General features: G+C 63.4%; 24 protein-coding genes and 2 pseudogenes. 11 read left to right on the forward strand and 15 right to left on the reverse strand.

Features of this window, described 5'->3' with window-relative positions; genetic code table 11:
- Positions 1-974 precede the first annotated feature (974 nt).
- The 5 genes from gatB to gatC form a co-directional block, all read right to left on the reverse strand.
- Positions 975-2,459: an Asp-tRNA(Asn)/Glu-tRNA(Gln) amidotransferase subunit GatB gene (gene gatB, locus J6524_RS35605; RefSeq protein WP_225678546.1), complete on the reverse strand. Its 1,485-nt coding sequence runs from the start codon at positions 2,457-2,459 to the stop codon at positions 975-977.
- The gene (locus tag J6524_RS35610; protein ID WP_225678547.1) at positions 2,456-2,749 is read right to left on the reverse strand and encodes a hypothetical protein; all 294 of its coding nucleotides are present in this window, start codon (positions 2,747-2,749) and stop codon (positions 2,456-2,458) included. Before J6524_RS35610 ends, gatB begins: the two co-directional genes overlap by 4 nt.
- 2 nt (positions 2,750-2,751) lie before the next feature.
- Entirely contained in the window at positions 2,752-4,227 is a 1,476-nt protein-coding gene (gene gatA / locus J6524_RS35615; RefSeq protein ID WP_225678548.1) for an Asp-tRNA(Asn)/Glu-tRNA(Gln) amidotransferase subunit GatA, read from the reverse strand.
- Positions 4,224-4,430: a hypothetical protein gene (locus J6524_RS35620; RefSeq protein ID WP_225678549.1), complete on the reverse strand. Its 207-nt coding sequence runs from the start codon at positions 4,428-4,430 to the stop codon at positions 4,224-4,226. The genes gatA and J6524_RS35620 overlap by 4 nt, the downstream gene beginning before the upstream one ends.
- Before the next feature lie 128 nt (positions 4,431-4,558).
- Positions 4,559-4,846: an Asp-tRNA(Asn)/Glu-tRNA(Gln) amidotransferase subunit GatC gene (gatC, locus tag J6524_RS35625; RefSeq protein WP_225678550.1), complete on the reverse strand. Its 288-nt coding sequence runs from the start codon at positions 4,844-4,846 to the stop codon at positions 4,559-4,561.
- Between the two features lie 371 nt (positions 4,847-5,217).
- Here gatC and J6524_RS35630 point away from each other — a divergent pair, with 371 nt between their 5' ends.
- Positions 5,218-5,382 (forward strand): hypothetical protein, encoded by a 165-nt coding sequence (locus J6524_RS35630; protein WP_225678551.1) that lies wholly within the window; start codon positions 5,218-5,220, stop codon positions 5,380-5,382.
- 17 nt (positions 5,383-5,399) lie between these two features.
- Here J6524_RS35630 and J6524_RS35635 read toward each other — a convergent pair whose 3' ends face one another.
- Entirely contained in the window at positions 5,400-6,476 is a 1,077-nt protein-coding gene (locus J6524_RS35635) for an NAD(P)H-dependent flavin oxidoreductase (protein ID WP_225678552.1), read from the reverse strand.
- Between the two features lie 37 nt (positions 6,477-6,513).
- On the reverse strand, positions 6,514-7,488 hold the full coding sequence (locus J6524_RS35640; protein WP_225678553.1) for an NAD(P)H-dependent flavin oxidoreductase: 975 nt from the start codon (positions 7,486-7,488) through the stop codon (positions 6,514-6,516).
- A gap of 104 nt (positions 7,489-7,592) precedes the next feature.
- Here J6524_RS35640 and J6524_RS35645 point away from each other — a divergent pair, with 104 nt between their 5' ends.
- Complete coding sequence (locus J6524_RS35645; RefSeq protein WP_225678554.1) at positions 7,593-8,474, forward strand: LysR family transcriptional regulator; 882 nt, start codon at positions 7,593-7,595, stop codon at positions 8,472-8,474.
- On the opposite strand, the gene J6524_RS35650 is transcribed toward J6524_RS35645, so the two are convergent.
- Complete coding sequence (locus J6524_RS35650) at positions 8,461-8,676, reverse strand: hypothetical protein (RefSeq protein ID WP_225678570.1); 216 nt, start codon at positions 8,674-8,676, stop codon at positions 8,461-8,463. The genes J6524_RS35645 and J6524_RS35650 overlap by 14 nt on opposite strands.
- 211 nt (positions 8,677-8,887) lie before the next feature.
- Between J6524_RS35650 and J6524_RS35655 the strand changes: the two genes are divergently transcribed.
- From J6524_RS35655 to J6524_RS35665, 3 genes are all read left to right on the forward strand, one after another.
- Positions 8,888-9,823, forward strand: a complete 936-nt coding sequence (locus J6524_RS35655; RefSeq protein ID WP_225678555.1) for a cyclase family protein — start codon at positions 8,888-8,890, stop codon at positions 9,821-9,823.
- Positions 9,824-9,913: 90 nt separating this feature from the next.
- Positions 9,914-10,396 carry a Holliday junction resolvase RuvX gene (ruvX, locus tag J6524_RS35660; protein WP_225678556.1) on the forward strand — a complete coding sequence of 161 codons (483 nt, stop codon included), beginning with the start codon at positions 9,914-9,916 and terminating at the stop codon, positions 10,394-10,396.
- Positions 10,397-10,399: 3 nt separating this feature from the next.
- Entirely contained in the window at positions 10,400-11,323 is a 924-nt protein-coding gene (locus tag J6524_RS35665) for an AEC family transporter (RefSeq protein ID WP_225678557.1), read from the forward strand.
- Between the two features lie 92 nt (positions 11,324-11,415).
- Here J6524_RS35665 and J6524_RS35670 read toward each other — a convergent pair whose 3' ends face one another.
- The 3 genes and pseudogenes from J6524_RS35670 to J6524_RS35680 form a co-directional block, all read right to left on the reverse strand.
- Positions 11,416-12,198 carry a CPBP family intramembrane glutamic endopeptidase gene (locus J6524_RS35670; protein WP_225678558.1) on the reverse strand — a complete coding sequence of 261 codons (783 nt, stop codon included), beginning with the start codon at positions 12,196-12,198 and terminating at the stop codon, positions 11,416-11,418.
- A gap of 121 nt (positions 12,199-12,319) precedes the next feature.
- Positions 12,320-13,963 carry an acyl-CoA dehydrogenase family protein gene (locus J6524_RS35675; RefSeq protein WP_225678559.1) on the reverse strand — a complete coding sequence of 548 codons (1,644 nt, stop codon included), beginning with the start codon at positions 13,961-13,963 and terminating at the stop codon, positions 12,320-12,322.
- A gap of 21 nt (positions 13,964-13,984) precedes the next feature.
- A pseudogene (locus tag J6524_RS35680) lies at positions 13,985-14,729 on the reverse strand (M15 family metallopeptidase).
- 237 nt (positions 14,730-14,966) lie between these two features.
- On the opposite strand from J6524_RS35680, the gene J6524_RS35685 reads away from it, so the two are divergent.
- From J6524_RS35685 to dprA, 4 genes are all read left to right on the forward strand, one after another.
- Positions 14,967-15,920, forward strand: coding sequence for an aspartate carbamoyltransferase catalytic subunit (locus J6524_RS35685; RefSeq protein ID WP_225678560.1), 954 nt, complete (start codon positions 14,967-14,969; stop codon positions 15,918-15,920).
- 3 nt (positions 15,921-15,923) lie between these two features.
- The gene (locus J6524_RS35690; RefSeq protein ID WP_225678561.1) at positions 15,924-17,225 is read left to right on the forward strand and encodes a dihydroorotase; all 1,302 of its coding nucleotides are present in this window, start codon (positions 15,924-15,926) and stop codon (positions 17,223-17,225) included.
- A gap of 36 nt (positions 17,226-17,261) precedes the next feature.
- Entirely contained in the window at positions 17,262-17,852 is a 591-nt protein-coding gene (gene plsY, locus J6524_RS35695; protein ID WP_225678562.1) for a glycerol-3-phosphate 1-O-acyltransferase PlsY, read from the forward strand.
- A 149-nt stretch (positions 17,853-18,001) separates the two neighbouring features.
- On the forward strand, positions 18,002-19,120 hold the full coding sequence (gene dprA, locus J6524_RS35700; RefSeq protein WP_225678563.1) for a DNA-processing protein DprA: 1,119 nt from the start codon (positions 18,002-18,004) through the stop codon (positions 19,118-19,120).
- On the opposite strand, the gene J6524_RS35705 is transcribed toward dprA, so the two are convergent.
- Positions 19,117-19,518: a winged helix-turn-helix transcriptional regulator gene (locus J6524_RS35705; protein WP_225678564.1), complete on the reverse strand. Its 402-nt coding sequence runs from the start codon at positions 19,516-19,518 to the stop codon at positions 19,117-19,119. The genes dprA and J6524_RS35705 overlap by 4 nt on opposite strands.
- 99 nt (positions 19,519-19,617) lie before the next feature.
- Here J6524_RS35705 and J6524_RS35710 point away from each other — a divergent pair, with 99 nt between their 5' ends.
- Entirely contained in the window at positions 19,618-20,226 is a 609-nt protein-coding gene (locus J6524_RS35710) for an FMN-dependent NADH-azoreductase (protein ID WP_225678565.1), read from the forward strand.
- Between the two features lie 73 nt (positions 20,227-20,299).
- On the opposite strand, the gene J6524_RS35715 is transcribed toward J6524_RS35710, so the two are convergent.
- Positions 20,300-20,440: a hypothetical protein gene (locus tag J6524_RS35715; protein ID WP_225678566.1), complete on the reverse strand. Its 141-nt coding sequence runs from the start codon at positions 20,438-20,440 to the stop codon at positions 20,300-20,302.
- A gap of 143 nt (positions 20,441-20,583) precedes the next feature.
- Positions 20,584-21,357 (reverse strand): SDR family oxidoreductase, encoded by a 774-nt coding sequence (locus tag J6524_RS35720; protein ID WP_225678567.1) that lies wholly within the window; start codon positions 21,355-21,357, stop codon positions 20,584-20,586.
- Positions 21,358-21,450: 93 nt separating this feature from the next.
- Between J6524_RS35720 and J6524_RS35725 the strand changes: the two genes are divergently transcribed.
- Positions 21,451-21,927, forward strand: a complete 477-nt coding sequence (locus J6524_RS35725; protein ID WP_225678568.1) for a winged helix-turn-helix transcriptional regulator — start codon at positions 21,451-21,453, stop codon at positions 21,925-21,927.
- Positions 21,928-21,967: 40 nt separating this feature from the next.
- Here J6524_RS35725 and J6524_RS35730 read toward each other — a convergent pair.
- Positions 21,968-22,254, reverse strand: a pseudogene (locus tag J6524_RS35730) (IS4 family transposase); the annotation flags it as partial.

Below are 22,254 nucleotides of genomic sequence, written 5' to 3' on the forward strand. Positions count from 1 at the left end.
CCGGCGAAGGCGGGCGTTCCGGGGACGAGTACGCCCCTGGGAACGAGGGCGTCGGCGAACACGTCAGGACCAGATTTCGTGCCGGGCCTTGGCCCGGTGAAATTGCGGATAGTTAAGGATATCCGCACCGAACGAAGAAAACCTGTTTCTTCTGCCGGACCGTTTTTGACGAAGCGAACTCCTTCGCAAAGTGGTCCAACCGTTGACCTGATGTCTCGCCGACACCCTCTTTCGTCGACAGAGCCTTCAGACGTTCATCCGGGGCTCGTGTGACGTGCCGGCATCAAGACGCCGGCAATTCTCAAAGAAGCGAACTTACTTCTTCTTCTTGGCGACCTTGCGGGTCTTCTTCGCAGTCTTCTTCACTGCGCTCTTCGCCTTCTTTGCCTTCTTAGCTTTCTTGGCCATGTTGCCCTCCAATGTAGTGAGATGGCTTTAGTCTGCTGCGTGCATTCGGGAATCGAGATGCACGACATCCCGAATACACCAACACATTCAAAAAAACAGCGTCCCGCTTAAGGAAGTGTTGACGCAGCAAGACGAGAGCGCGCGAAGCGACGACGTCGGCGACTTCACAACATGCTCGCGCCTTGACGCAAAAAGTGGCGCAACAAGACGCGTCGGCGTTCGTCAATATTGCAGGAATCGCCTTTACTGCAGCGCTTTTTTGAATTCACGACGATGATGATCGATGCACGATCAGTGTCGTAGCGACTCAGTAATGCCGCGAAAAAGCCGTGTGCACGGACTCTGAGTCGCGAAGTTTGGCAACAAAAAAATTTTCATGGTCACGGCGCTGGAGTCTCGCCGAGGCGCGTCAAAACGAACTTTCCGGACGAATCGCGACCGCCGATTCGGACGCACGCTTGCAGTCGCCATGGTGAAATTTTGGATCGCGATGGACGATCGATGTGCACACGCGCGCATCGATCTCGATGTCATCAGACGCTGCGAGCGTCCCGTTACGAGACGATTCAGATGCCGAGCTTCGCCTTCAAGAGCTCGTTCACGGCTTGTGGGTTGGCCTTGCCGCCGGACTGCTTCATCACCTGGCCGACAAACCAGCCGGCGAGCTGCGGCTTGGCCTTCGCCTGCGCGACCTTGTCCGGATTGGCGGCGATGATGTCGTCGACCACCTTCTCGATCGCGCCGAGATCGGTAACCTGCTTCATGCCGCGGCTTTCCACCAGCTCGCGCGGGTCGCCGCCTTCGGTCCAGACGATCTCGAACAGATCCTTGGCGATCTTGCCGGAGATCGTGCCCTCGCCGATCAGGCTGACGATCGCCGCAAGCTGCGCCGCCGACACCGGCGAGTCCGCAATTCCATGGCCCTCTTTGTTAAGGCGGCCGAACAGCTCGTTGATCACCCAGTTCGCCGCCATCTTGCCGTCGCGCTTCTTGTCGGAAAGCTTCGCCAGCACGGTTTCGTAGAAGTCGGCGCTCTCGCGCTCGGCGACCAGTACGCCGGCATCGTAAGGGGACAGGGCAAAGTCGGCGATGAAGCGCGCTTTCTTCTGGTCCGGCAGCTCCGGCAGATGCGCCCTGAGGTCGTCGACGTAGGCCTGGCTGAATTCCAGCGGCAGCAGGTCGGGATCGGGGAAATACCGGTAGTCGTGCGCCTCCTCCTTGAAGCGCATCGAGCGCGTCTCGCCCTTGTTGGGGTCGAACAGGCGCGTCTCCTGCTCGATCTGCCCGCCATCCTCGATGATCTCGATCTGGCGCCGTGCCTCGTACTCGATCGCCTGGCCGATGAAGTTGATCGAGTTCATGTTCTTGATTTCGCAGCGGGTGCCGAGCGGACCACCCGGCTTGCGCACGGACACGTTGATGTCGGCGCGCAGGTTGCCCTTCTCCATGTCGCCGTCGCAGGTGCCGAGATAGCGCAGGATCGAGCGCAGCTTGGTCACATAGGCCTTGGCCTGCTCGGAATCGCGGATGTCCGGTTTCGAGACAATCTCCATCAACGCCACGCCGCAGCGGTTGAGATCGACAAACGACATCGACGGCGACTGGTCGTGCAGCAACTTTGCCGCATCCTGCTCCAGATGCAGCCGCTCGATGCCGATCGCGGCGGTCTTGCCGCCCTCGAGCTCGACGATGACCTCGCCCTCGCCGACGATCGGCGACTTGTACTGGCTGATCTGATAGCCCTGCGGCGAGTCCGGATAGAAGTAGTTCTTGCGGTCGAACACCGAACGCAGATTGATCTTTGCGTTGAGGCCAAGACCGGTCCGGACAGCCTGCCTGACGCATTCTTCGTTGATCACGGGCAGCATGCCCGGCATCGCGGCATCAACCAGCGAGACATGAGTGTTGGGCTCGCCGCCGAACGCGGTGGAGGCACCGGAGAACAGCTTTGATTTCGAGGTGACTTGGGCGTGCACCTCCATCCCGATCACGACTTCCCAGTCGCCGGTCTGGCCCTTGATCAGTTTTCCCTGTCTGACTGACGCGTTCATGCTTTTCCACCCCCGAGCAGCGCGGACACGATCCGCTCCCATTCGGCTTCCAGAGAATCCTTCGCTACCGGCTGGCCTGCCTGCCTGTACCAGTAGCCGGCATTGCCGAGATCGCCCTCGACGCGATGCAGGTAGGCGTGCACCCAGGCGGCATCGGCACTGCTTTCATCCTGCACGATCTTGTGCGCCCGATCCCAGTCGCCCTTCGCCGCCCACCACAATGCAGCCAGCGGCGGCTCCAGGCCCGGTGCGGGCGCGGCATCCGTAAGGCTGGCGCGAAAATCTGCCATCGCTACCACCAGCGCGGCGGCGTGAAGCGGCCGGCCGCCTGCTCCAGGATCTCGCCGAGGGAGAACAGCGTCTCTTCGTCGAACGGGCGACCGATCAGTTGCAGACCAAGCGGCAGGCCCTGCGCGTCCTTGCCGGCAGGCACGGCGATGCCGGGCAGGCCCGCCATGTTCACCGTCACCGTGAAGATGTCGTTGAGATACATCTCGACCGGATCGGCGCCGCCCTTCTCGCCGACACCGAAGGCGGCCGACGGCGTCGCCGGCGTCAGGATCGCGTTGACACCTTTGGCGAAGCAGTCCTCAAAATCCTTCTTGATCAGCGTGCGGACTTTTTGCGCGCGCAGATAATAGGCGTCGTAATAGCCGGCTGACAGTACATAGGTGCCGATCATGACGCGGCGGCGCACTTCGTCGCCAAAGCCTTCGGCGCGGGTGTTCTCGTACAATTCGCCGATCGAGCGGCCGGGCACGCGCAGGCCGTAACGCACGCCGTCGTAGCGCGCGAGGTTGGACGAGGCTTCCGCCGGTGCCACGATGTAATAGGCCGGCAGCGCGTATTTGGTGTGCGGCAGCGACACCTCGACCAGCTCGGCGCCGGCGGCCTTCAGCCACGCCGCGCCTTCGGTCCAGAGCTTTTCGATCTCCGCCGGCATGCCGTCGAGGCGGTACTCCTTGGGGATGCCGATCTTCATGCCCTTCACGGACTTGCCGATCGCGGCTTCGTAGTCGGGCACGCCGATATCGACTGACGTTGTGTCCTTTGGATCGTGGCCGGCCATCGAGCGCATCAGGATCGCGGAATCGCGCACCGAGCGCGCAATCGGACCCGCCTGGTCGAGGGAGGACGCGAATGCGACGATACCCCAGCGCGAGCAGCGGCCGTAGGTCGGCTTGACGCCGACGGTCGCAGTGAAGGCGGCGGGTTGGCGGATCGAGCCGCCGGTATCGGTCGCGGTCGCGCCCATGCAGAGTAATGCCGCCACGGCGGACGCCGATCCGCCGGACGAGCCACCCGGCACCAGCGTGGTGTTGGAGCCTTCGCGCCGCCATGGATTGGCCACCGGGCCGAAGCACGAGGTCTCGTTCGACGAGCCCATCGCGAATTCATCGTTGTTGAGCTTGCCGAGCATCACCGCGCCGTCGCGCCAGAGCTGCGAGGTCACGGTGGATTCGTAAGGAGGAATGAAGTTGCCGAGGATCTTTGAGCACGCCGTGGTGCGCACATCCTTCGTCGCGAACAGATCCTTGATGCCGAGCGGGATGCCGGCGAGCGGTCCGCCTTCGCCCTTGGCAATCTTCGCATCCACCGCGCGCGCCATGGCCCGAGCCTTATCAGGCGTTTCCAGCACGAATGCATTGAGCGAGCGCGCCGCTTCCATCGCGGCGAGATGCGCATCCGTCAGTTCAAGCGAGGTGAAAGACTTGTTCGCGAGGCCAGCTCTAGCCTCCGCGATCGTCATCGATGTCAGGTCAGTCATTTATTGATCGGGCTGCAAAAGAACGGAGAAAGCGTCTTGTCGTTGGCGGGATCGTTGGCGCGCGCCTTGTCGGCGGCCTCGAGCTGATCGAGCACGGCATCGACAGCCTTGTCGGGATCGGCGGCCTTGCCCTGCCGCTCCATCGCGTCGAGATAGTTCATGTAGGCCTGATAGGCCTTTTCATCGTCGCAGAGCAGACACATCCCGCTTCTCGTTTGTTTGATGCGTTTTCTTCACGCGAAGGGTACTCGCTTCGCTCGAAAACGCTTCTCTTTTGTTTGACGCGTTTTCTTCACGCGAACCGGTTCCCACTTCGCTTGAAAACGCTACGTTATTCGACGACCTTCGGCACAAGAAAGAAGTGGTTTTGCGTTTCCGGCGCATTCCCTACGATATCGTCGGGGATCTCGCCGTCATTGACCACATCGGCGCGCTTCTTCATTTCCATCGGGGTCACCGAGGTCATCGGCTCGACGCCGTCGATATTCACCTCCGAAAGTTGCTCCACGAAAGCCAGCATGGCGTTCAGCTCGCCCTGCAGATGGGGAACCTCGGCATCGGTGACCGCAATCCGCGCCAGATGCGCGATGCGGCGAACGGTGGCGGCATCAACGGACATTAACATAGGCCTCGAACGGGGAATTCGCATCCGCCGTATAGCAGAGGCCGCTTTTGCGCCGCAACCGCGGGAACAGGTGGCTGCGACGTTTCGGAGCGACTTTCCCCGCGGACAAGTTTTCGTGTGTCGGGCACGGATTTCCTCGCAAAAGCGCCCCGACGAAACCACTTTTATCCCCGGGCGTAGTCGTCCTGAAACAGACGGGGAATGTAGTCGCGGCCAGAACATCGGGAGGCCGTGTCATGTCGACTATCGAAAATGACAGTGCCGGAACGGAGGGTTGGGATCCTGCCCTCTGGTCCATCGGGACCCTCCTTGGCATCGCAATCGTCTACCTCGCCTGCTCAACCTGACCGAACGGGAGGAGAGCCATGTCCCAGGCTAAGATCCTGCAGGAAAAGGCGGAAATGTTCGAACGCCGCGCCGAAAGCGCGACCGATCCGATCTCCAGACAATATTACAAGGAAATGGCCGCACATTACCGGTCGCTGGCCGCCGAGCATCTCGCCGTCCGCCGCGACGAACCGGCGCATTAGGGACGTAGCGCCGTCAATCAGCCGCCCAGTGCGCCAAACCGCGCCAGCGCAGCGCCCGCCAGCGAACGGGTCAGCTCGGCCGCCGGCATTTCGCGGCCCATCCGCACCGCCTGCCCGGCCCAGAGATTGGTGAAGTCGACCTTGCCGAGCTTCTCGGCCGCCGCCCTCAGCGGCCCGAGCGCGGTGGCGGCGTGCGGGAACGCCGGTGCATCAGGCGAGATCGGCCCGACCTCGCGCATGACGCGGTTGGCAACGCCGCGCGCGGGACGGCCGGTCATGACATTGGTAATGACGGTGGAATCGTCATGCGCCTGGGCGAGCGCAGCGCGCACAGGCCCGATCACCTTGGATTCGGGGCAACGCAGATAGGCGCTGCCGATCTGCACGCCGGATGCGCCGAGCGCGAACGCGGCCGCAATCCCGCGCCCGTCGGCGATGCCGCCGGCTGCGATCACCGGCACCTTCACCGCATCGACCACCTGCGGCACCAGCGCAAAGGTACCGGGCTGCTCGGCGATATTGTCGGTCAGGAACATGCCGCGGTGACCGCCGGCCTCTGCGCCCTGCGCGATGATAACATCGGCGCCGTTTTCCTCCAGCCAGATCGCTTCCTTCACGATCGTCGCCGACGACATCACGAGGGAGCCGGCCGCCTTGACGCGCTTGACCAGCGCGGGATCCGGCAAGCCGAAATGGAAGCTCACGACTTCCGGCTTCAATTCTTCCACCACCGCGCACATCGCCTCATCGAACGGCGCACGATTGGCGGCGCTGATAGGCGCAGCTGGATCGATGCCCAATTCCTTGTAGTAAGCGCCGAGCCGCGCCTTCCAGCCGGCCTCGCGCGCAGGATCGGCATCAACAGCCTTGTGGCAGAAGAAGTTCATGTTAAGCGGCGCCGTGACGCGCTGGCGGATGATGTTGACCTGCTCGCGCGCTTTCTCGGCCGTGAGCATGGCACACGGCAGCGAGCCCAGCGCCCCGCCCTGCGCCGCCGCGATTACCAGTTCTGCATCGACCGCGCCGGCCATCGGCGCCAGCACGATCGGAAATTCGGTCTTGAAGAGGTCGATGATCCGGCGGTCTGGCCACATGGTTGTGCTCCCTTGAATGGACTGGGGGTGTGAGAGCTCAGGCGGCGACGAAGTTACGCCGTCCGCTCAATATCTGGTCGGCTTCGGCGACGATCCTGTCAACGATTTCACCCGCCGGCGGAATATCATGAATCACTCCGACGGATTCACCGGCGATGACCGCGGCGATGTCGAAATTGCCAGCGGCCCTCGCCGCCGCATATTCGGCCGCGACCGCCTTGATGTTCTGCATCAGTTCGACTTCGCGTCCGATCCAGCGCCGCGCATGATCGTTAATCAGGCAGCGGCCAGTAAACGGCGCCGGCCAGACATTGTTGCGCGAGAGATCGAAGATGATGCCGCGGACGCTGCTACCGCTCGATGCAGCGCAGATGCGCTGCTTGGCTTCCTCTGCCCCGTCGCATTCGACGCTCGCGTAGAAGCGCGTTCCGAGCAGCACGCCTGATGCCCCCAGCATCATCATCGCCGCAAGCCCGCGGCCGTCGCCGATGCCGCCTGCAGCCGCGACCGGCACGCGACCCGCCGCGAGATCGACGATCGCAGGCACGATATCGAGGGTGGTGCGCGAGGCGCCATGGCCGCCGGCCTCTGTTCCCTGCGCGATCAGAATATCGGCGCCTGCATCGAGCGCCTGTCGCGCCATGTCTTCAGTTTGCACCTGACAGATCAGGAGCGCACCAGCTGCCTTGATGCGCGGCGCAAACTGCGAGGGATCACCGAACGACAACATAATCGCGCGCGGACGGACGCGGAGCGCGACGTCCAATAGCTCCGGCTGCTTCGCAAGGCTCCAGGTGATGAAGCCGATGCCGAACGGATCACCGACATCGGCGAGCTTTGCCGTCTCCTGCTCCAGCCACGCTCTGTCGCCGTAACCGCCGCCGAGGATGCCGAAGCCGCCGGCTGCGCTAACGGCCGCGGTGAGGCGCGCGCCGGCGATGACATCCATCGGCGCCGACAGGATCGGATGCTGAATGCCCAGACGGGCGGTGAGTGGCGTTGTTATCGGCATGTCCAATCTCTGCAAATCTGGACAGCGATCGTAAGCCGATCTATCATTCTGTAAAAATGAATACTTTAGAATGCTCCAATCTCCAGAATGAAACGGTATTCGCCATGGAATTGAGCGACCTCCAGACCTTTTCCGCCGTCGCGCGGCTTGGCGGCATCACTCGCGCGGCCGACGAACTCAACACTGTGCAGTCCAACGTCACGCAGCGGGTCAAGGCGCTGGAAGCGGAGATCGGCGCCGCTTTGTTCGAGCGACACAGCCGCGGCATGACGCTGACCGGCGCGGGCCGCCGCCTGCTGCCCTATGCCGACCGGATGGCGGCGCTGTCCCGTGAGGCGCTGCTCGCCGCGCGCGACGATGGCGAGCCGAAGGGACCACTCGCGATCGGCTCGATGGAGACGACGGCTGCTGTCCGCCTGCCCGCCCTACTCGCCGATTTCCATCGCCGCTTCCCGGCGGTGCAATTGAGCCTGCGTACCTCGACAACAGCCGAACTCGTAGCCGGCGTGCTCAACGGCACATTCGACGGTGCGTTCGTTGCCGGCCCGATCGAGCATGCCGAACTCGCTGCAACGGTCGCCTTCCGCGAAGAACTGGTGCTAGTTACAGCACGGCGCTGGCAAAGCCTCGGCGCGTTGCGCGCGGGCACGCCAGGGTCAGGCCCGACTGCACTGGTGTTCCGCACCGGCTGCACGTATCGCCAGCGGCTCGAGCAGGTGTTTTCGGAATTTGGCTGGCCGTCTTCCGCGCGGTTTGAACTCGGCACGCTGGACGGCATGATCGGCTGCGTTGCCGCCGACATGGGCGTGACGCTGCTGCCGCGCGCCGTGGTCGGGCGTAACGACACCGTCAACGTTCACACGCTGAGCCCGGCGCAGGCGCGCGTCGAGACGCTCTTCATCACCCGCCGCACGGCCCATCAGTACAGCGCCCTGCAGGGTTTTGCGTCCTGCCTGAACGGCAATGGCGAGGTCATCGCCGCCTGACATCCCAGCGCCGAAGCGCGACGCCCGCCCAGACCGCCTCGACGAGCCCGAACGGCCAGGCGCCCTGCAGGAATCCATAGACCGAGCCGAGCGCGCAGGCGGCGGCGAAGGCGAGGATGAACCAGTGGCTGCGATCTTCCAGCGCGTAGGCCACCAGCATCGCAGTCACCGCGAACAAGCCGAACAGGCTGAGCGCATCCATCGCCATCTTCTCATCCCGCATTCATTCCGCCACGCGAAACGGCCGCGCCATATTTTTGCACCAAAGCAGTTTGCACAGCGCGTCTTCCGCGCTGCAGTGTTCGATTGCAACGCGCGTGTCGATCTCAAAAACTTCTGGCCGCCCCGCACTACCACGTTAGTATGAGGCGCTAGCTACCAAAAACCACAACGTCAATCTGGGAGGGACTACGATGCGCACTGCATTCGTGTTGTGCTGTTCCGTTGCCTTGTTGAGTACGGCCGGAACGGCAAGCGCTCAAGACTGGACGAAATCGAAATGGGGACCGGACGATGAAATCGGCGCCGCCAATTACATGAAGCCCGAACTCGTCGTGAAGGCAGCAGGTCTGGTCAAGACCGGCAAGACTTACGCGCTCGGCATCCCCGTCGACTCCAAGACCCCCGCCTACCCACCGCGCGCCTTCAAGATCACCGTCGTTCAGCCCGGTCAGGCCGGCATTCCCGGCCTGGGTCCGACCAAGACCACCTACAACGACGATTTGCTCGACGGCTGGGTCGGCGTCGGCAGCCAGCTCGACGGGCTTGGCCATATCGGCGTCGAGCACGTCTACTACAACGGGAACAAGCTTGCTGATTTCGGCGATCCGACCGGTCTGAAGAAGCTTGGCGTCGAGAAGATCCCCCCGATAGTGGCCCGCGGTGTGTTGCTTGACATGGCGGCCCATTACAACACCGACATCGTCAAGGAAGGCACCGCCTTCAACGTAAAGGAGATCGAGGAGGTCGCAAAAAAGCAGGGCGTCGAGATTCGCCAGGGCGACGTCGTGATCTTCCACACCGGCTGGCTCAGCCTGATCGGCAAGGACGACAAGCGCTACGGCGCGGGTGAACCTGGCCTGGGCGTCGAAGGAGCCAAATATCTCACCGGCAAGGGCGTCGTCGCGGTCGGTGCCGATACCTGGGGCCTCGAAGTGGTGCCGTTCGAGACCAAGAACGTCTTCGAGGTGCACCAAATCTTGCTGCCGATGAACGGCACCTACATTCTCGAAAATATGGACACCGCCGAACTGGCGAAGGACAAGGCTTACGAGTTCCTGTTTGTGCTCGGCCACCCGCGCTTCAAAGGCGGTGTGCAGAGCATGATCAACCCGGTCGCGATCCGGTAGGGCGAGTTCGAACGACGGTGTGGCGTTCTCGCATGGACGCCACGCCGTGATCGGCTTTGCGTGCATGCCGCGCCGGTGTTATGCGAGGTCATGCCTGCCCCTATACTTCCCCTGATCGACGCCGTCACACACTGGCCTGAGCGCGGCGCCCTGATCGGCCTCGATCTCGGCACCAAGACGATCGGTGTCGCCGTGTCCGATCCCGACCGCAGGCTCGCGACCGGCGTCGAGACCATCCAGCGCAAGGCGTTCAAGGTCGACGCCGCACGGCTGTTGGCAATATCCGGCGAACGCAATGCGGTCGGCTTTGTGCTCGGCCTGCCCATCAACATGGACGGCAGCGAGGGTCCGCGTGCGCAGTCGACCCGCGCCTTCGCCCGAAATCTTTCCAACCTCACGGACCTCGCGATCGGACTGTGGGATGAGCGTCTCTCGACCGCGGCCGTCGAGCGCGAACTGATCGGCATGGACGTCTCCCGCGCCCGCCGCGCCGGGGTAATCGACGAGCATGCGGCGATCTTCATCCTGCAGGGTGCGCTCGACCGGCTGAAGAAGCTGCGCGGGGACGCTTAAGGCATGGCCGTCGTCATTGCGGCACTAATGCCGGTATTTTTGCTGATCGTGCTCGGCTTCGTCCTGAGGCGGACGCTGATGCGGCTGGAGACGCAGTGGCACGGGCTGGAGCGGCTGACCTATTACGTGTTGCTCCCGGTCTTTCTGGTGCAGACGCTGGTCAAGGCCGATCTGAGCATGGTGCCGGTTGGCGGCGTCGGAGGCGCCATGCTGTTGTCGGCGCTCGCGATGTCGCTGCTATGTCTTGCGCTGCGTCCCCTGCTCGCTCGCGCCAACGTGGACGGTCCCGCGTTTACGTCGATGTTCCAGGGCGCGACACGCTGGCAGACCTATGTCGCGCTCGCCGTCTCCAGCAGTCTGTTCGGCAATCTCGGACTGGCGCTCGCATCCGTCGCGATGATCGCCATCGTTCCGCTGGTCAACGTACTCAGTGTTTCGGTGCTTGCCCATTACGCCTCGCCGGAAAAGCGCTCGACCGGTTCAATTGTGCTGACGGTGGTGAGCAATCCCCTGATCTGGGCCTGCGTGATCGGGCTGGCGATCAACGTCACCCACATTCCGCTTCCCAGGCTCTGGCACGAGGTGGCGGACGCGCTCGGCCGTTCCTCCCTCGCCATCGGCCTCTTGGTGACCGGCGCAGGCCTGCATCTCAAAGGCCTGTTCAGGCCGAGCCTCGCCGCCAGCGTCACGGTGTTCCTCAAGCTGGTGCTTATGCCGGTGATCGCCGTCACACTGGCGTTGCAGTTTGGACTCGCCGATTCCAACCTCGCCGTCGTGACGATTTGTTCCGCGGTACCCACCGCATCAAGCGCCTATGTGCTGGCGCGGCAAATGGGCGGCGACGCACCGCTATTGGCGCAGATCATTACGTTGCAGACCATTTTGGCGGCGGTGACGATGCCGATCGCAATCGCGCTGGTGGCTTAGAACCGTCATTGCGAGCGAAGCGAAGCAATCCACCTCTCCACTTGCGGAGACATGGATTGCTTCGTCCAACTCGCAATGACGGGGAGCGAGCGTTAGCCGTGCCCCGCCAGCCAGAAGGTCTGGATCGTCGCCGCCAGATTGTTGATGCCGTGCAGGACGATCGTCAGCCAGGTCGAGCCCGTGCGATAGCGCAGGTAGCCGAGCAATACGCCGATCGTGAACACCTCGCCGAAGAAGAACCAGTCGTACTGCAGATGCAGCGACGTCCACGCCAGCGACGACAGGAAGATGGCCCCGGTCACGCAAAGCCTTGATTCCGACCATCCCCGATAGAGAAAGCCGCGCGCGAAAATCTCTTCCCACATCGGCGCGGCGACGGAAAACGCGATCACCAGGAGCCACAGCGCGCCGTCGGCCTGCGCGGATTTCAGCACCTCGCCCATGAAGCCCGGCGTCACCTCGCGCCCCAGCGCCCGCGACAGCAAGTCCCAGCCGCCGACCAGGATCGCAAACGCCGCGAGGCTGGTGAAGAAATTGCGCCATGAGGTCCAGCGCAGGGCGAGATAATCAGTAAAGGATATGCGGGTCGGACGGATCGCGATCCACGTCGCAAGCAGCACCGCGGGCAATCCGAGGATCACCGAGAGCGAGATGGTCAGGCCGCCGCCGACGACCCTGATGGCTTCGGCGACGTCGAACGATCCGCCCTGCCGCAGCACGAAGTAGATGATGACGCTGAGCTGCCCGAGGAACATCGCAGCGAAGATGAACAGACCCCACAGCGCGGTGCCCCAGAATTTCCAGGCGCGCGGCGGTCGCGGATCAGGGATCGCGGGCGGGACGGCAACTGGGCTTGCGGGGGTAAGGGAGTCCATCAAATAACTTTCTCAGTGTCGTCATGCCCGGGCTTGTCCCGGGCATCCACGTCTTGCTTGCGCGCGGAGACAAAAGTCATGGATGGCCGGGCCAAGCCCGGCCATGACGGATGACAAGCATTCAAGGCAGCGCACGCTCCAACAGGCCGCGAACATCTTGGGCGGCCAGATCGACCGCGCCGTACATGCCGGCGTGATTGCCGGCAAGGCGCGTAGCCGCGAACAATTCCGCGTGACGAGGCGACACCGCATTGAGCGCGGCAGAAGCAGCCAGCAACGCGAGCTTCTCGACGGCCAGGCGCGCCACGCGCTCGCTGTCGGGTCGATGGAAAGCCCTGCCGATGAACGCCGTTGCCTCACCGGCGCCGGGCAATCCCAGCGTCTCGCCGGTCAGTTCATGCACAATACTGGACGCCGCTTCCGGCTCGCGCGACAGCGCGCGCAGCACGTCAAGGCACATCACATTGCCCGAGCCCTCCCAGATCGCGTTAACAGGCGATTCCCGATAATGCCGCGCCAGAATGCCCTCCTCCACGTAGCCATTGCCGCCGAGGCACTCCATGGCTTCATAGAGAAAGCCCGGCGCACTCTTGCAGACCCAGTATTTGATGGCGGGCGTCAACAGCCGCATATAAGCGGCTTCCTTGGCGTCAACGGGCGCGCGGTCGAATGAACGGCACAGCCGCATCACCAGCGCAACGGTAGCTTCGACATGCAGCGCCATGTCCGACAACACCGCCTGCATCAGTGGCTGGTCGGCGAGATGCTTCTGGAACACGCTGCGATGCCGCGCGTGATGCAGCGCATGCGCCAGGCCCGAGCGCATCAGACCGGCGGAAGCAATCGCGCAATCCTGCCGCGTGAGCTGCACCATCTGGATGATGGTGCGGATACCCTTGCCTTCCTCCCCGACACGCTCGGCATAGGCGCCATGAAACTCGACCTCGGAAGACGCATTCGAGCGGTTGCCAAGCTTGTCCTTCAGCCGCTGGAACCGGATCGCATTGACCGCGCCGTCGGGCGTGAAGCGCGGCATGAAAAAGCAGCTCAAGCCATCCGCGGCCTGCGCCAGCACCAGGAAGGCGTCGCACATTGGCGCCGACATGAACCATTTATGCCCGGTAATGCGGTAGGCCTCTCCATCGCGCTCCGCCCGCGTCATGTTGGAACGCACGTCGGTGCCGCCCTGCTTCTCGGTCATGCCCATGCCGAGCGTCATGCCGCGCTTGGTCCACCAGGGCGCAAAGGCCGGGTCATAGGATCGCGAGCCAAGCACCGGCATCACCCTGGCCAACAGCTCGGGCTGTTCCGCCAGCGCGGCGACGGAGGCCCGCGTCATGGTGATCGGGCAAAGATGCCCGGTCTCGACCTGCGCGGCGATATAGAATCTTGCCGCCCGTATCACTTCCGATGCGCCGCCGGCCGGCTTGCCAGCGGAGGTCCAAGTCGAATTGTGCACGCCGGCATGCGCACTATGCGCCATCAACTCGTGATACGCCGGATGAAACTCGACCTCGTCGCGGCGATTCCCCTTGGAATCGAAGGTGCGAAGTTTTGGCGTATTCTCGTTGGCGACACGGCCGCGCTCCGCCATCGCCGCTGAGCCCCAATGCCTGCCGAACTCTGACAACTCCTGCTCTGCCGAAGCGCCGCCATTGGCGGCGACCGCCTCGACTAGCGGCCGGTCGGTTGCATAGAGGTCGATATCCTCGAACGGCGGCGACTGGTTGAGGACCTCGTGGGTCGCGAATGCTACCTGGCTCATGACTGATCCTGGAACCGTTGATCATTTCCGCGGCGTGATCGGGAAATCATAGGCCTGTCCGCCCGCGCCCGGCAGTGAAAAGTGCCACCACTCCTTCGAATAGTTCACAAATCCTCGCCGTGCCATCACCTGAACCAGCTTCTCGCGCCAGCGGCGCTGGGCGGCCGTGATGGATTTCGCAGTCGTGTGCGACTTGGCGTCCGCACAATCGTAGCCGGTGCCCATATCGACACTGCCTTCCGGCGCGCGCAGGTCCACGTTCGCCGTGCAGTCGCCGTATTCCTTGGTGGAATCGAAGGTGGCGGAATTATCGGCTTTCAGATTAACCAAAGTGAGGTCCAGCGCGGCGCCGGTGGAATGGCCGGAGCGTTCGGCGATGTATCCCAGACGAAACAGCTCGGCCTTGCTGAACGACGGATTGTAGCGCTTTTGCGCCGGCGTCTCCTTACCGTCGCGAGACCACGCCACCATGTCGGCCACTGCGCGTCGGGCGGTAGCAATCGAACATTTTCAGCGACAGGTTCTCCAGCGCGAGCTCTTCCTGAACGCTCTTCAGAAGCAGGCCGACCTCGCGCTTCACCACGCATTCGGCCGCCTGATAGCCCCGCAGCGGACGGCCGACAAAATTATTCGAGCCGGCGTAGCGGATATCCTGGATGATGGTCGGATCGATATCGCGCAGATAGACGAAACCGGCGGGCAGCTTCTGCGCCTGCGCAGTGGCGCTCGCCAAGAAGCTCGCCGCGAATACTGCTGCGAGCGCCATCCGCCTTCCCGCACCCCTGCCGGAGATCTCCAGTACCCGTAACGTGATCGGGACGGATTGAACGAAATGCTGCGCGTTCTTCATAGCGTGATGCATCGCGCGCACCCTAGCGGAAACCACCCGCGGGGAACACCGGCAGACTTCGTTTACCCTGCCGCGGAAGCGCTAGTGGATAAGTTCGAGGGGCGGATTTGAAGCTTGCCCTGCCCGGCATCTCCACCTATAGCTCTGGCTTTAATGACCCTCATATCGAAATCGACCTTCGTCCTCGGGCACCGGCATCTGCTGGGAATCGAGGGGCTTTCCGCTGCCGACATTACCGGCCTGCTCGACCTGTCCGAGGAATATGTCGAGCTCAATCGCCAGGTGGACAAAAAGCGCACTTCACTGCGCGGTCGCACCCAAGTGAACCTGTTTTTCGAGGCTTCCACCCGAACCCAATCCTCGTTCGAACTGGCCGGAAAGCGGCTCGGGGCCGACGTCATGAACATGTCGGTGTCGTCGTCCTCGATCCGCAAGGGCGAGACGCTGATGGACACCGCGGTCACGCTGAACGCCATGCACCCTGATATCCTGGTGGTGCGGCATCACGCCTCCGGCGCTGTGGAACTTCTGGCGCGCAAGGTTGACGGTTCCGTGATCAATGCCGGCGACGGCAGCCATGAACATCCGACGCAGGCGCTGCTGGACGCGCTGACCATCCGCCGCAACAAGGGCCGATTGGAAGGCCTCGTCATCGCGATCTGCGGCGACGTCATGCATTCGCGGGTGGCGCGCTCCAATATCCTTCTGCTCAACACCATGGGCGCGCGCGTCCGTGTGGTGGCTCCTTCTACGCTCCTGCCGCGCGGCATCGAGCGGATGGGCGTCGAAGTGGCGCGCGACATGCGCGAGGGCCTCAACGGCGCCGATATTGTGATGATGCTGCGGCTGCAGCGCGAGCGCATGAACGGCTCGTTCGTGCCATCATCGGGTGAGTATTTTCACTATTTCGGTCTTGATCAGAAGAAGCTTGCCTATGCCAAGCCGGACGCGCTGGTGATGCATCCGGGTCCGATGAATCGCGGTGTGGAGATCGACTCGATCGTGGCCGACGGCGCGCAATCGGTGATCCGTGAACAGGTGGAAATGGGAGTGGCGGTGCGGATGGCGGTGCTCGAAGCGCTCTCCCGCAACCTGCCAAACGCGTAAATCATGCTGACCGAACGCCGCCCGATCCTGCTCGCCAATGCCCGCGTCGTCGATCCTTCCCGGGATTACGACGGCCCAGGCGATGTGCTGATTGCCGACGGCACGATCCGCGACTCAAAGCGCGGCATCGGCGTTACCGGCGTTCCCGAAGGCACCGACATCATCAATTGCGCCGGCAGGATCGTCGCCCCCGGGCTGATCGATATGCGCGCCTTCGTCGGCGAGCCCGGCGCCAGCCACCGCGAGACCTTTGCTTCTGCCAGTCAGGCGGCTGCGGCCGGCGGCATTACCAGCATCATCTGCCAGCCGGATACTTCGCCCGTCATCGACAATTCGGCCACCGTCGACTTCGTGCTGCGCCGCGCCCGCGACACCGCGATCGTCAACATCCACCCGATGGCGGCCTTGACCAAGGGCCTGCGCGGCGAGGAAATGACCGAGATCGGGCTGTTGAGAGCCGCCGGCGCGGTCGCCTTTACCGATGGCGACAAGAGCGTGACCAATGCGCAGGTGATGCGCCGGGCGCTGACCTACGCGCGCGATTTCGACGCGCTGATTGTGCACCACACCGAGGACCCCGACCTCGTCGGCGAAGGCGTGATGAACGAGGGCGAGTTCGCCGCGCGGCTCGGGCTCGTCGGCATTCCCAACGCGGCTGAAGCCGTCATGCTCGAGCGCGACATGCGCCTCGTGGCATTGACCGGCGGGCGCTATCACGCCGCCTCGCTGTCATCGATGGAGTCGCTGGAAATCCTCAAGCGCGCGCGCGACGCCGGCCTCGACGTCAGCGCTTCGGTCTCGATCAACCACGCCACGCTGAACGAAAACGACATTGGCCCTTACCGCACCTTCCTGAAACTGTCGCCGCCGCTGCGCACCGAAGAGGATCGCGTCGCGCTGGTTGCCGCCGTCGCCTCCGGCCTGGTTGACGTCATCATGTCCGATCACAATCCGCAGGACGTCGAGGTCAAGCGGCTGCCGTTTGCGGAAGCGGCCTCCGGCGCGGTCGGGCTGCAGACCATGCTGCCGGCGGCGCTGCGGCTGGTTCATAGCGGCGAGATGGACTTCAAGACGCTGATCCGGGCGATGTCGACCCGCCCGGCCGAACTGCTCGGGCTACCCGGCGGCACGCTGCGGGCCGGTTCCCCGGCCGACGTCATCGTCATCGACCCCGATACGCCCTGGATCCTCGATCCGGCCGACCTCAAATCGCAATGCAAGAACACCCCGTTCGACGAAGCCCGCTTCTCGGGACGCGTGGTGCGTACTATCGTGGGCGGGCGCACCGTCTATGAGCATGTCTAGCGCTCGGCAAACGCTGCTGCGGTAGGAGCAACGTCGATGTCTGATGCATTCCTCATCGTCGCCTTCCTGATTGGCTATCTGCTCGGCTCGATTCCGTTCGGGATGGTGCTGACGAAGCTGGCCGGCACGCAGGATCTGCGCTCGATCGGGTCGGGCAATATCGGCGCCACCAACGTGCTGCGGACCGGCCGCAAGGGTCTCGCCGCGGCAACGCTGATCGGCGATGCGCTGAAGGGCACGGTTGCGGTCATCATCGCAGGCTATTTCGGCGGCGCCAATGCGGCGATGCTGGCAGCGCTTGGCGCGTTCCTCGGTCACCTCTTCCCGATCTGGCTGAAATTCCAGGGCGGCAAAGGCGTCGCCACCTATATCGGCGTTTTGATCGGCCTGTTCTGGCCGGCCGCGGTGATCTTCTGCCTGATCTGGCTGGCGACCGCCTTCACGTCGCGCTATTCATCGCTCTCGGCACTGGTCGCCGCTTTCGTCACGCCGCTGTTCCTGTGGTGGTTCGGCCACCCCGCGCTGGCATCTCTGTTCGTCGTGCTGACGCTGCTCCTGTTCTGGAAGCACAGCGAGAACATCAAGCGGCTGCAGGCCGGGACTGAAGGGCGGATCGGGGCGAAGTAGGATATCCGGCTGCAGATCCATCACCGCTTCAGCGCCTCCTCGACAAATCTCGCCGCCGCCAATGCGTGGATGGCCTGGTCAAACTTGGTCGGACGATCCGGTTTGAAACAGCTTGCTCGCAATCTCAGGTTGGGCAAAGCTGCGCCCGCATGCATGATCGTACCTCCCCCACGCTTCACCTCACCGATGCCGAACGGATCGACCGGCTGCGGCTGATCCGGTCCGACAATGTCGGCCCGCGCACCTTCAACTCGCTCATCAGCCATTTCGGCAATGCGCGTGCGGCGCTGGAGCGGCTGCCCGATCTGGCGCGCCGCGGTGGAGCTCAGCGTTCGGGGCGCATCTGCAGCGATGAGGAAGCGCGGGCTGAGATCGCCGCGAGCAAAAAGATCGGCGTCTCGCTCGTCGCGCCCGGCGAAGCCGCCTATCCGCCGCGGCTGGCGGCGCTGGACGACCCACCGCCCCTGCTCGGCGTACGCGGCAATCCCGATGCCCTGACGCGGCCGATAATCGCCATCGTCGGCTCACGCAATGCTTCCGGTGCGGGGCTGAAGTTCGCCGGGAAGCTCGCGCGCGATCTCGGCGACGCCGGCTTTGTCGTGATCTCAGGCCTGGCGCGCGGCATCGACCAGGCCGCGCATCGCGCAGCGATCGAGAGCGGCACGGTTGCGGTGCTGGCGGGTGGCCACGACCGGATCTATCCGCCGGAGCATGAGGATTTGCTCGCCGTCCTGCTCGAACGCGGCGGCGCGATTTCGGAAATGCCACTTGGGCATGTGCCGCGCGCCCGCGACTTTCCACGCCGCAATCGCCTGATCTCCGGCGCATCGCTCGGCGTCGTCGTGGTCGAAGCCGCGCATCGCTCGGGCTCGCTGATCACGGCACGTATGGCGGCCGAACAGGGCCGGGAAGTGTTTGCGGTGCCGGGCTCGCCGCTCGATCCGCGCGCCGCCGGCACCAATGATCTCATCAAACAGGGCGCGGCGCTGGTCACCGAAGCCAGCGATGTCATCAACGCCGTTCAGCCAATCATGGAACGGCCGCTGATATTCGAAGCACGTGAAGGCGGTGACGAGCCGCTCGATTTCGACACGGATCCCGACCAGCGTGATCGTATCGTCGCGCTGCTCGGACCGAGCCCGGTCAGCCTCGACGATCTGATCCGGATGTCGGGCCTCTCGCCCACGCTGGTACGCACGGTGCTGCTGGAGCTCGAGCTTGCCGGCCGGCTGGAGCGGCACGGCGGCGGACTGGTGTCGCTGCTTTAGCTCTTTCCGTTGCGCGCGTCGAAACTGGTTCGCGCGCCCTCGATCTCCGGCAGGTGCTCGAACGCCCATTTGCCGAGCGCCTGCACCGGCTCTGCAAGTCCCCGCCCGAGATCGGTGAGCTCGTAATCGACCCGTGGCGGAATGGTCGGAAAGATCGTGCGCGTCACCAGACCGTCGCGCTCAAGTCCGCGTAGCGTGAGCGTCAGCATCCGCTGTGAGATGCCATTGATCTTGCGCTTGAGTTCATTGAAGCGTTGCGGACCGTCGATCAGCATCATGATCACGAAGACGCTCCATTTGTCGCCGACGCGGGCCAGCACCGACGCCACGGCGCGGCAATTTTCCCCGCCATGCGGACTCGGCGGTAGGGCAGGCACATTGATGTGTTCGGGTCTCATGGGTGTGCTCGGGTGAAAAAAATGTGCGTTCTTGCGGGGTTATGCCACGGTCACTCATATAGCGCCAGTTACAAACCTATACCAAAGGTGATCCCTACCATGAAACTCCTGCACCTCGATTCCAGCGTTCTCGGCCCCCACTCCGTCAGCCGCCAGGTTTCCGCGGCCATCGTCGACCGCTTGCGGCAATCCACCCCCGGCCTCGATATCAGCTATCGCGATCTCACTCTGACGCCGCTGGGCCACCTCACCGGCTTACACCTCGCCGCCGGTCAGGGGGCGACGCCGGAGGCCTCGCTACGCGAGGATATCGCCGCCGGTCAGGCCGTGCTGGAAGAGTTTCTGGCCGCCGACATCATCGTGATCGGCGCGCCCATGTACAATTTCACCATCCCCAGCCAGCTCAAGGCCTGGATCGACCGCATCCTGGTTGCCGGCAAGACGTTCAAGTATAGCGCGCAAGGCGTCGAAGGACTGGCTGGCAACAAGCGCGTCATCGTCGCAATCTCGCGCGGCGGCTACTACGGGGCGGATACCCCGGCCGCGGCCGGCGAGCATCTCGAGACTTATTTGCGCTGGGTGTTCGGCTTCATCGGCATCAGGAATCCGGAAGTCATTGCCGCCGACGGCATCCAGGTCGGCCCCGAGCATCGCGAAAAAGCGGTGGCGGGCGCGCTGAAGGCCGCAGCCGATCTCCACGCGGCGTGAGCTGACACACGATTTCCGGCTGCCGTCGCCACACCCGACGGCGGCCAATTCGCACATGATCGAGAAAGCCAGATCAGAAAATGCCGTTCATGCGGCAGAGGACGATCACCAAGGAAATCAAGAGACCGACGCCGGAAAACAGCGCAACTGAAACAAATTGAGCGCTGTCCGAATCCTGCAAGGCGGACGAGGAGACGTCGACCCTTTTCGGCATGACTGCTCTCCAGTTCTCCGGTCAAAAGACTCCTTTTCTCAAGTGTCCAGTAACGGCCCCTGACGTTCAATGCGCCCTTCCGGCCCAGCGCCAATCCGTCGCAGGGCGCGCGGATTGGCTGAGCGTCAATTTGGCCGTCAGCCCTACCCCCGATAGATCGGCGCGCCGCTCGGAGAGGCCGTGGCGCCGCCGTCGACGAACAGCTCCTGCCCCTGCACATGGGCGGAATCGTCGGAGGCGAGGAACAGCACCGTCTTTGCGACATGGTCGGGTTCGCCGATGCGGCCGAGCGGCGTCGACAGCGCGATCCGCTTTTCAAAGGCCTTTTCGGCTTCCGGGGTGGCGATCGCCGGCCCCCAGATCGGGGTGCGGATCGCGCCGGGCGCCACGACATTGACGCGGATGCCGCGCGGCGACAGTTCCGAGGCCATGATCCGGGCCATTGCCCGCACGCCGGCCTTTGCCGCGCCATAGGCCGAGTAGCCGGGAATGCCGAGCACGGAGATCACAGAGCCGTTCAGAACGATCGACGCGTTGTCGTTGAGATGCGGCAGCGCAGACTGCACGGTGAAAAATACGCCGGTGAGATTGGTGCTGATGACCCTCTGAAACGTTTCGATCTCGGCGGCGCCGAGCGGCGTGCCGCCGGCGATGCCTGCGTTGGCGAACAGGACGTCGTATTTGCCGAACTTTTCGGCGCCCTTTCCGATTGCCGCTGCGGTAGCTCCGACGTCGGTGGCGTCAGCACTGAGAGCGAGCGCGTTCGGACCCAATTCTTTCGCAGCGGCGTCGAGCGTTGCCTGATTTCGTCCGGTGATGACGACCTTGGCGCCTTCGGCCACGAACAGTTTTGCGGTCGCAAGCCCGATGCCGCTGTTGCCCCCTGTGATCAACGCCGTCTTGTTTGCAAGCCTCACGGCCATCTCCAATGGTTGCATCATTAAACCAGATTGCCTAGGTAGAGCATCCGGTTTAATATTGCAACTACACAAGGGCGTGAGGAGCCGACCATGGTGAAACGGACCAGCTTCGAACACGACGATTGCCCGATCGCGCGCTCGCTGGATGCGCTCGGCGACTGGTGGTCGATGCTGATCATCCGCGAAGCGTTGTTCGGCGTGCGCCGCTTCGGTGAATTCCAGAAGAAGCTTGGGCTCGCCAAGAACATCCTCACCGTGCGGCTGCGCGCGCTGGTCGATCAAGGCATTCTGAAAACCGCGCCCGCCTCAGATGGCAGCGCCTATCAGGAATATCTGCTGACGCCGAAGGGGCGCGGCGTCTTCCCGATCCTGGTTGCCTTGCGGCAATGGAGCGAGGAATTCGACGAGCGCCCGGAAGAGATCGCCACGATCCTGGTCGACAAGGAAAAGGGGCGACCGGTCCGCAAGCTCGAACTCCATTCGCAGGATGGACGGCTATTGGGCGCGGAGGACATCGCGCTGAAGCCGCGGCCGGCGGGGAAGCAAGGTAAGCGGGCGACGGCGTAAGCAGGTTCTGCTCCCTCTCCCCGTTCTTACGCTAGCTGATTCACACGTCTTTGAGGGTTTCCCAGGCGGAAGCTACGCCCAAGAAGTATTGGAGGCCATGCCTCATGGTGATGGGGCCGGGTTTGGTGCGAGGGTATCCATCCCATCCGCCGAGGCGAGCAATGATCCATGAGGCCCAGGCCAAGGTTTGCGGGCGATGGGGATTGCTTTGGAGTTTGGTCCTGCCTTCGTATTTGGTGGCAAGCGCGGCGAGTAACTTGATCTGCTCTTGGTTGAACGCGTTGCTGGCAGGTTCAGCGCTGCGTCCGTCGCGAGCCTGAACAAGTT

The sequence above is a fragment of the Bradyrhizobium hereditatis genome, from assembly GCF_020329435.1.
Lineage (GTDB): Bacteria > Pseudomonadota > Alphaproteobacteria > Rhizobiales > Xanthobacteraceae > Bradyrhizobium > Bradyrhizobium hereditatis.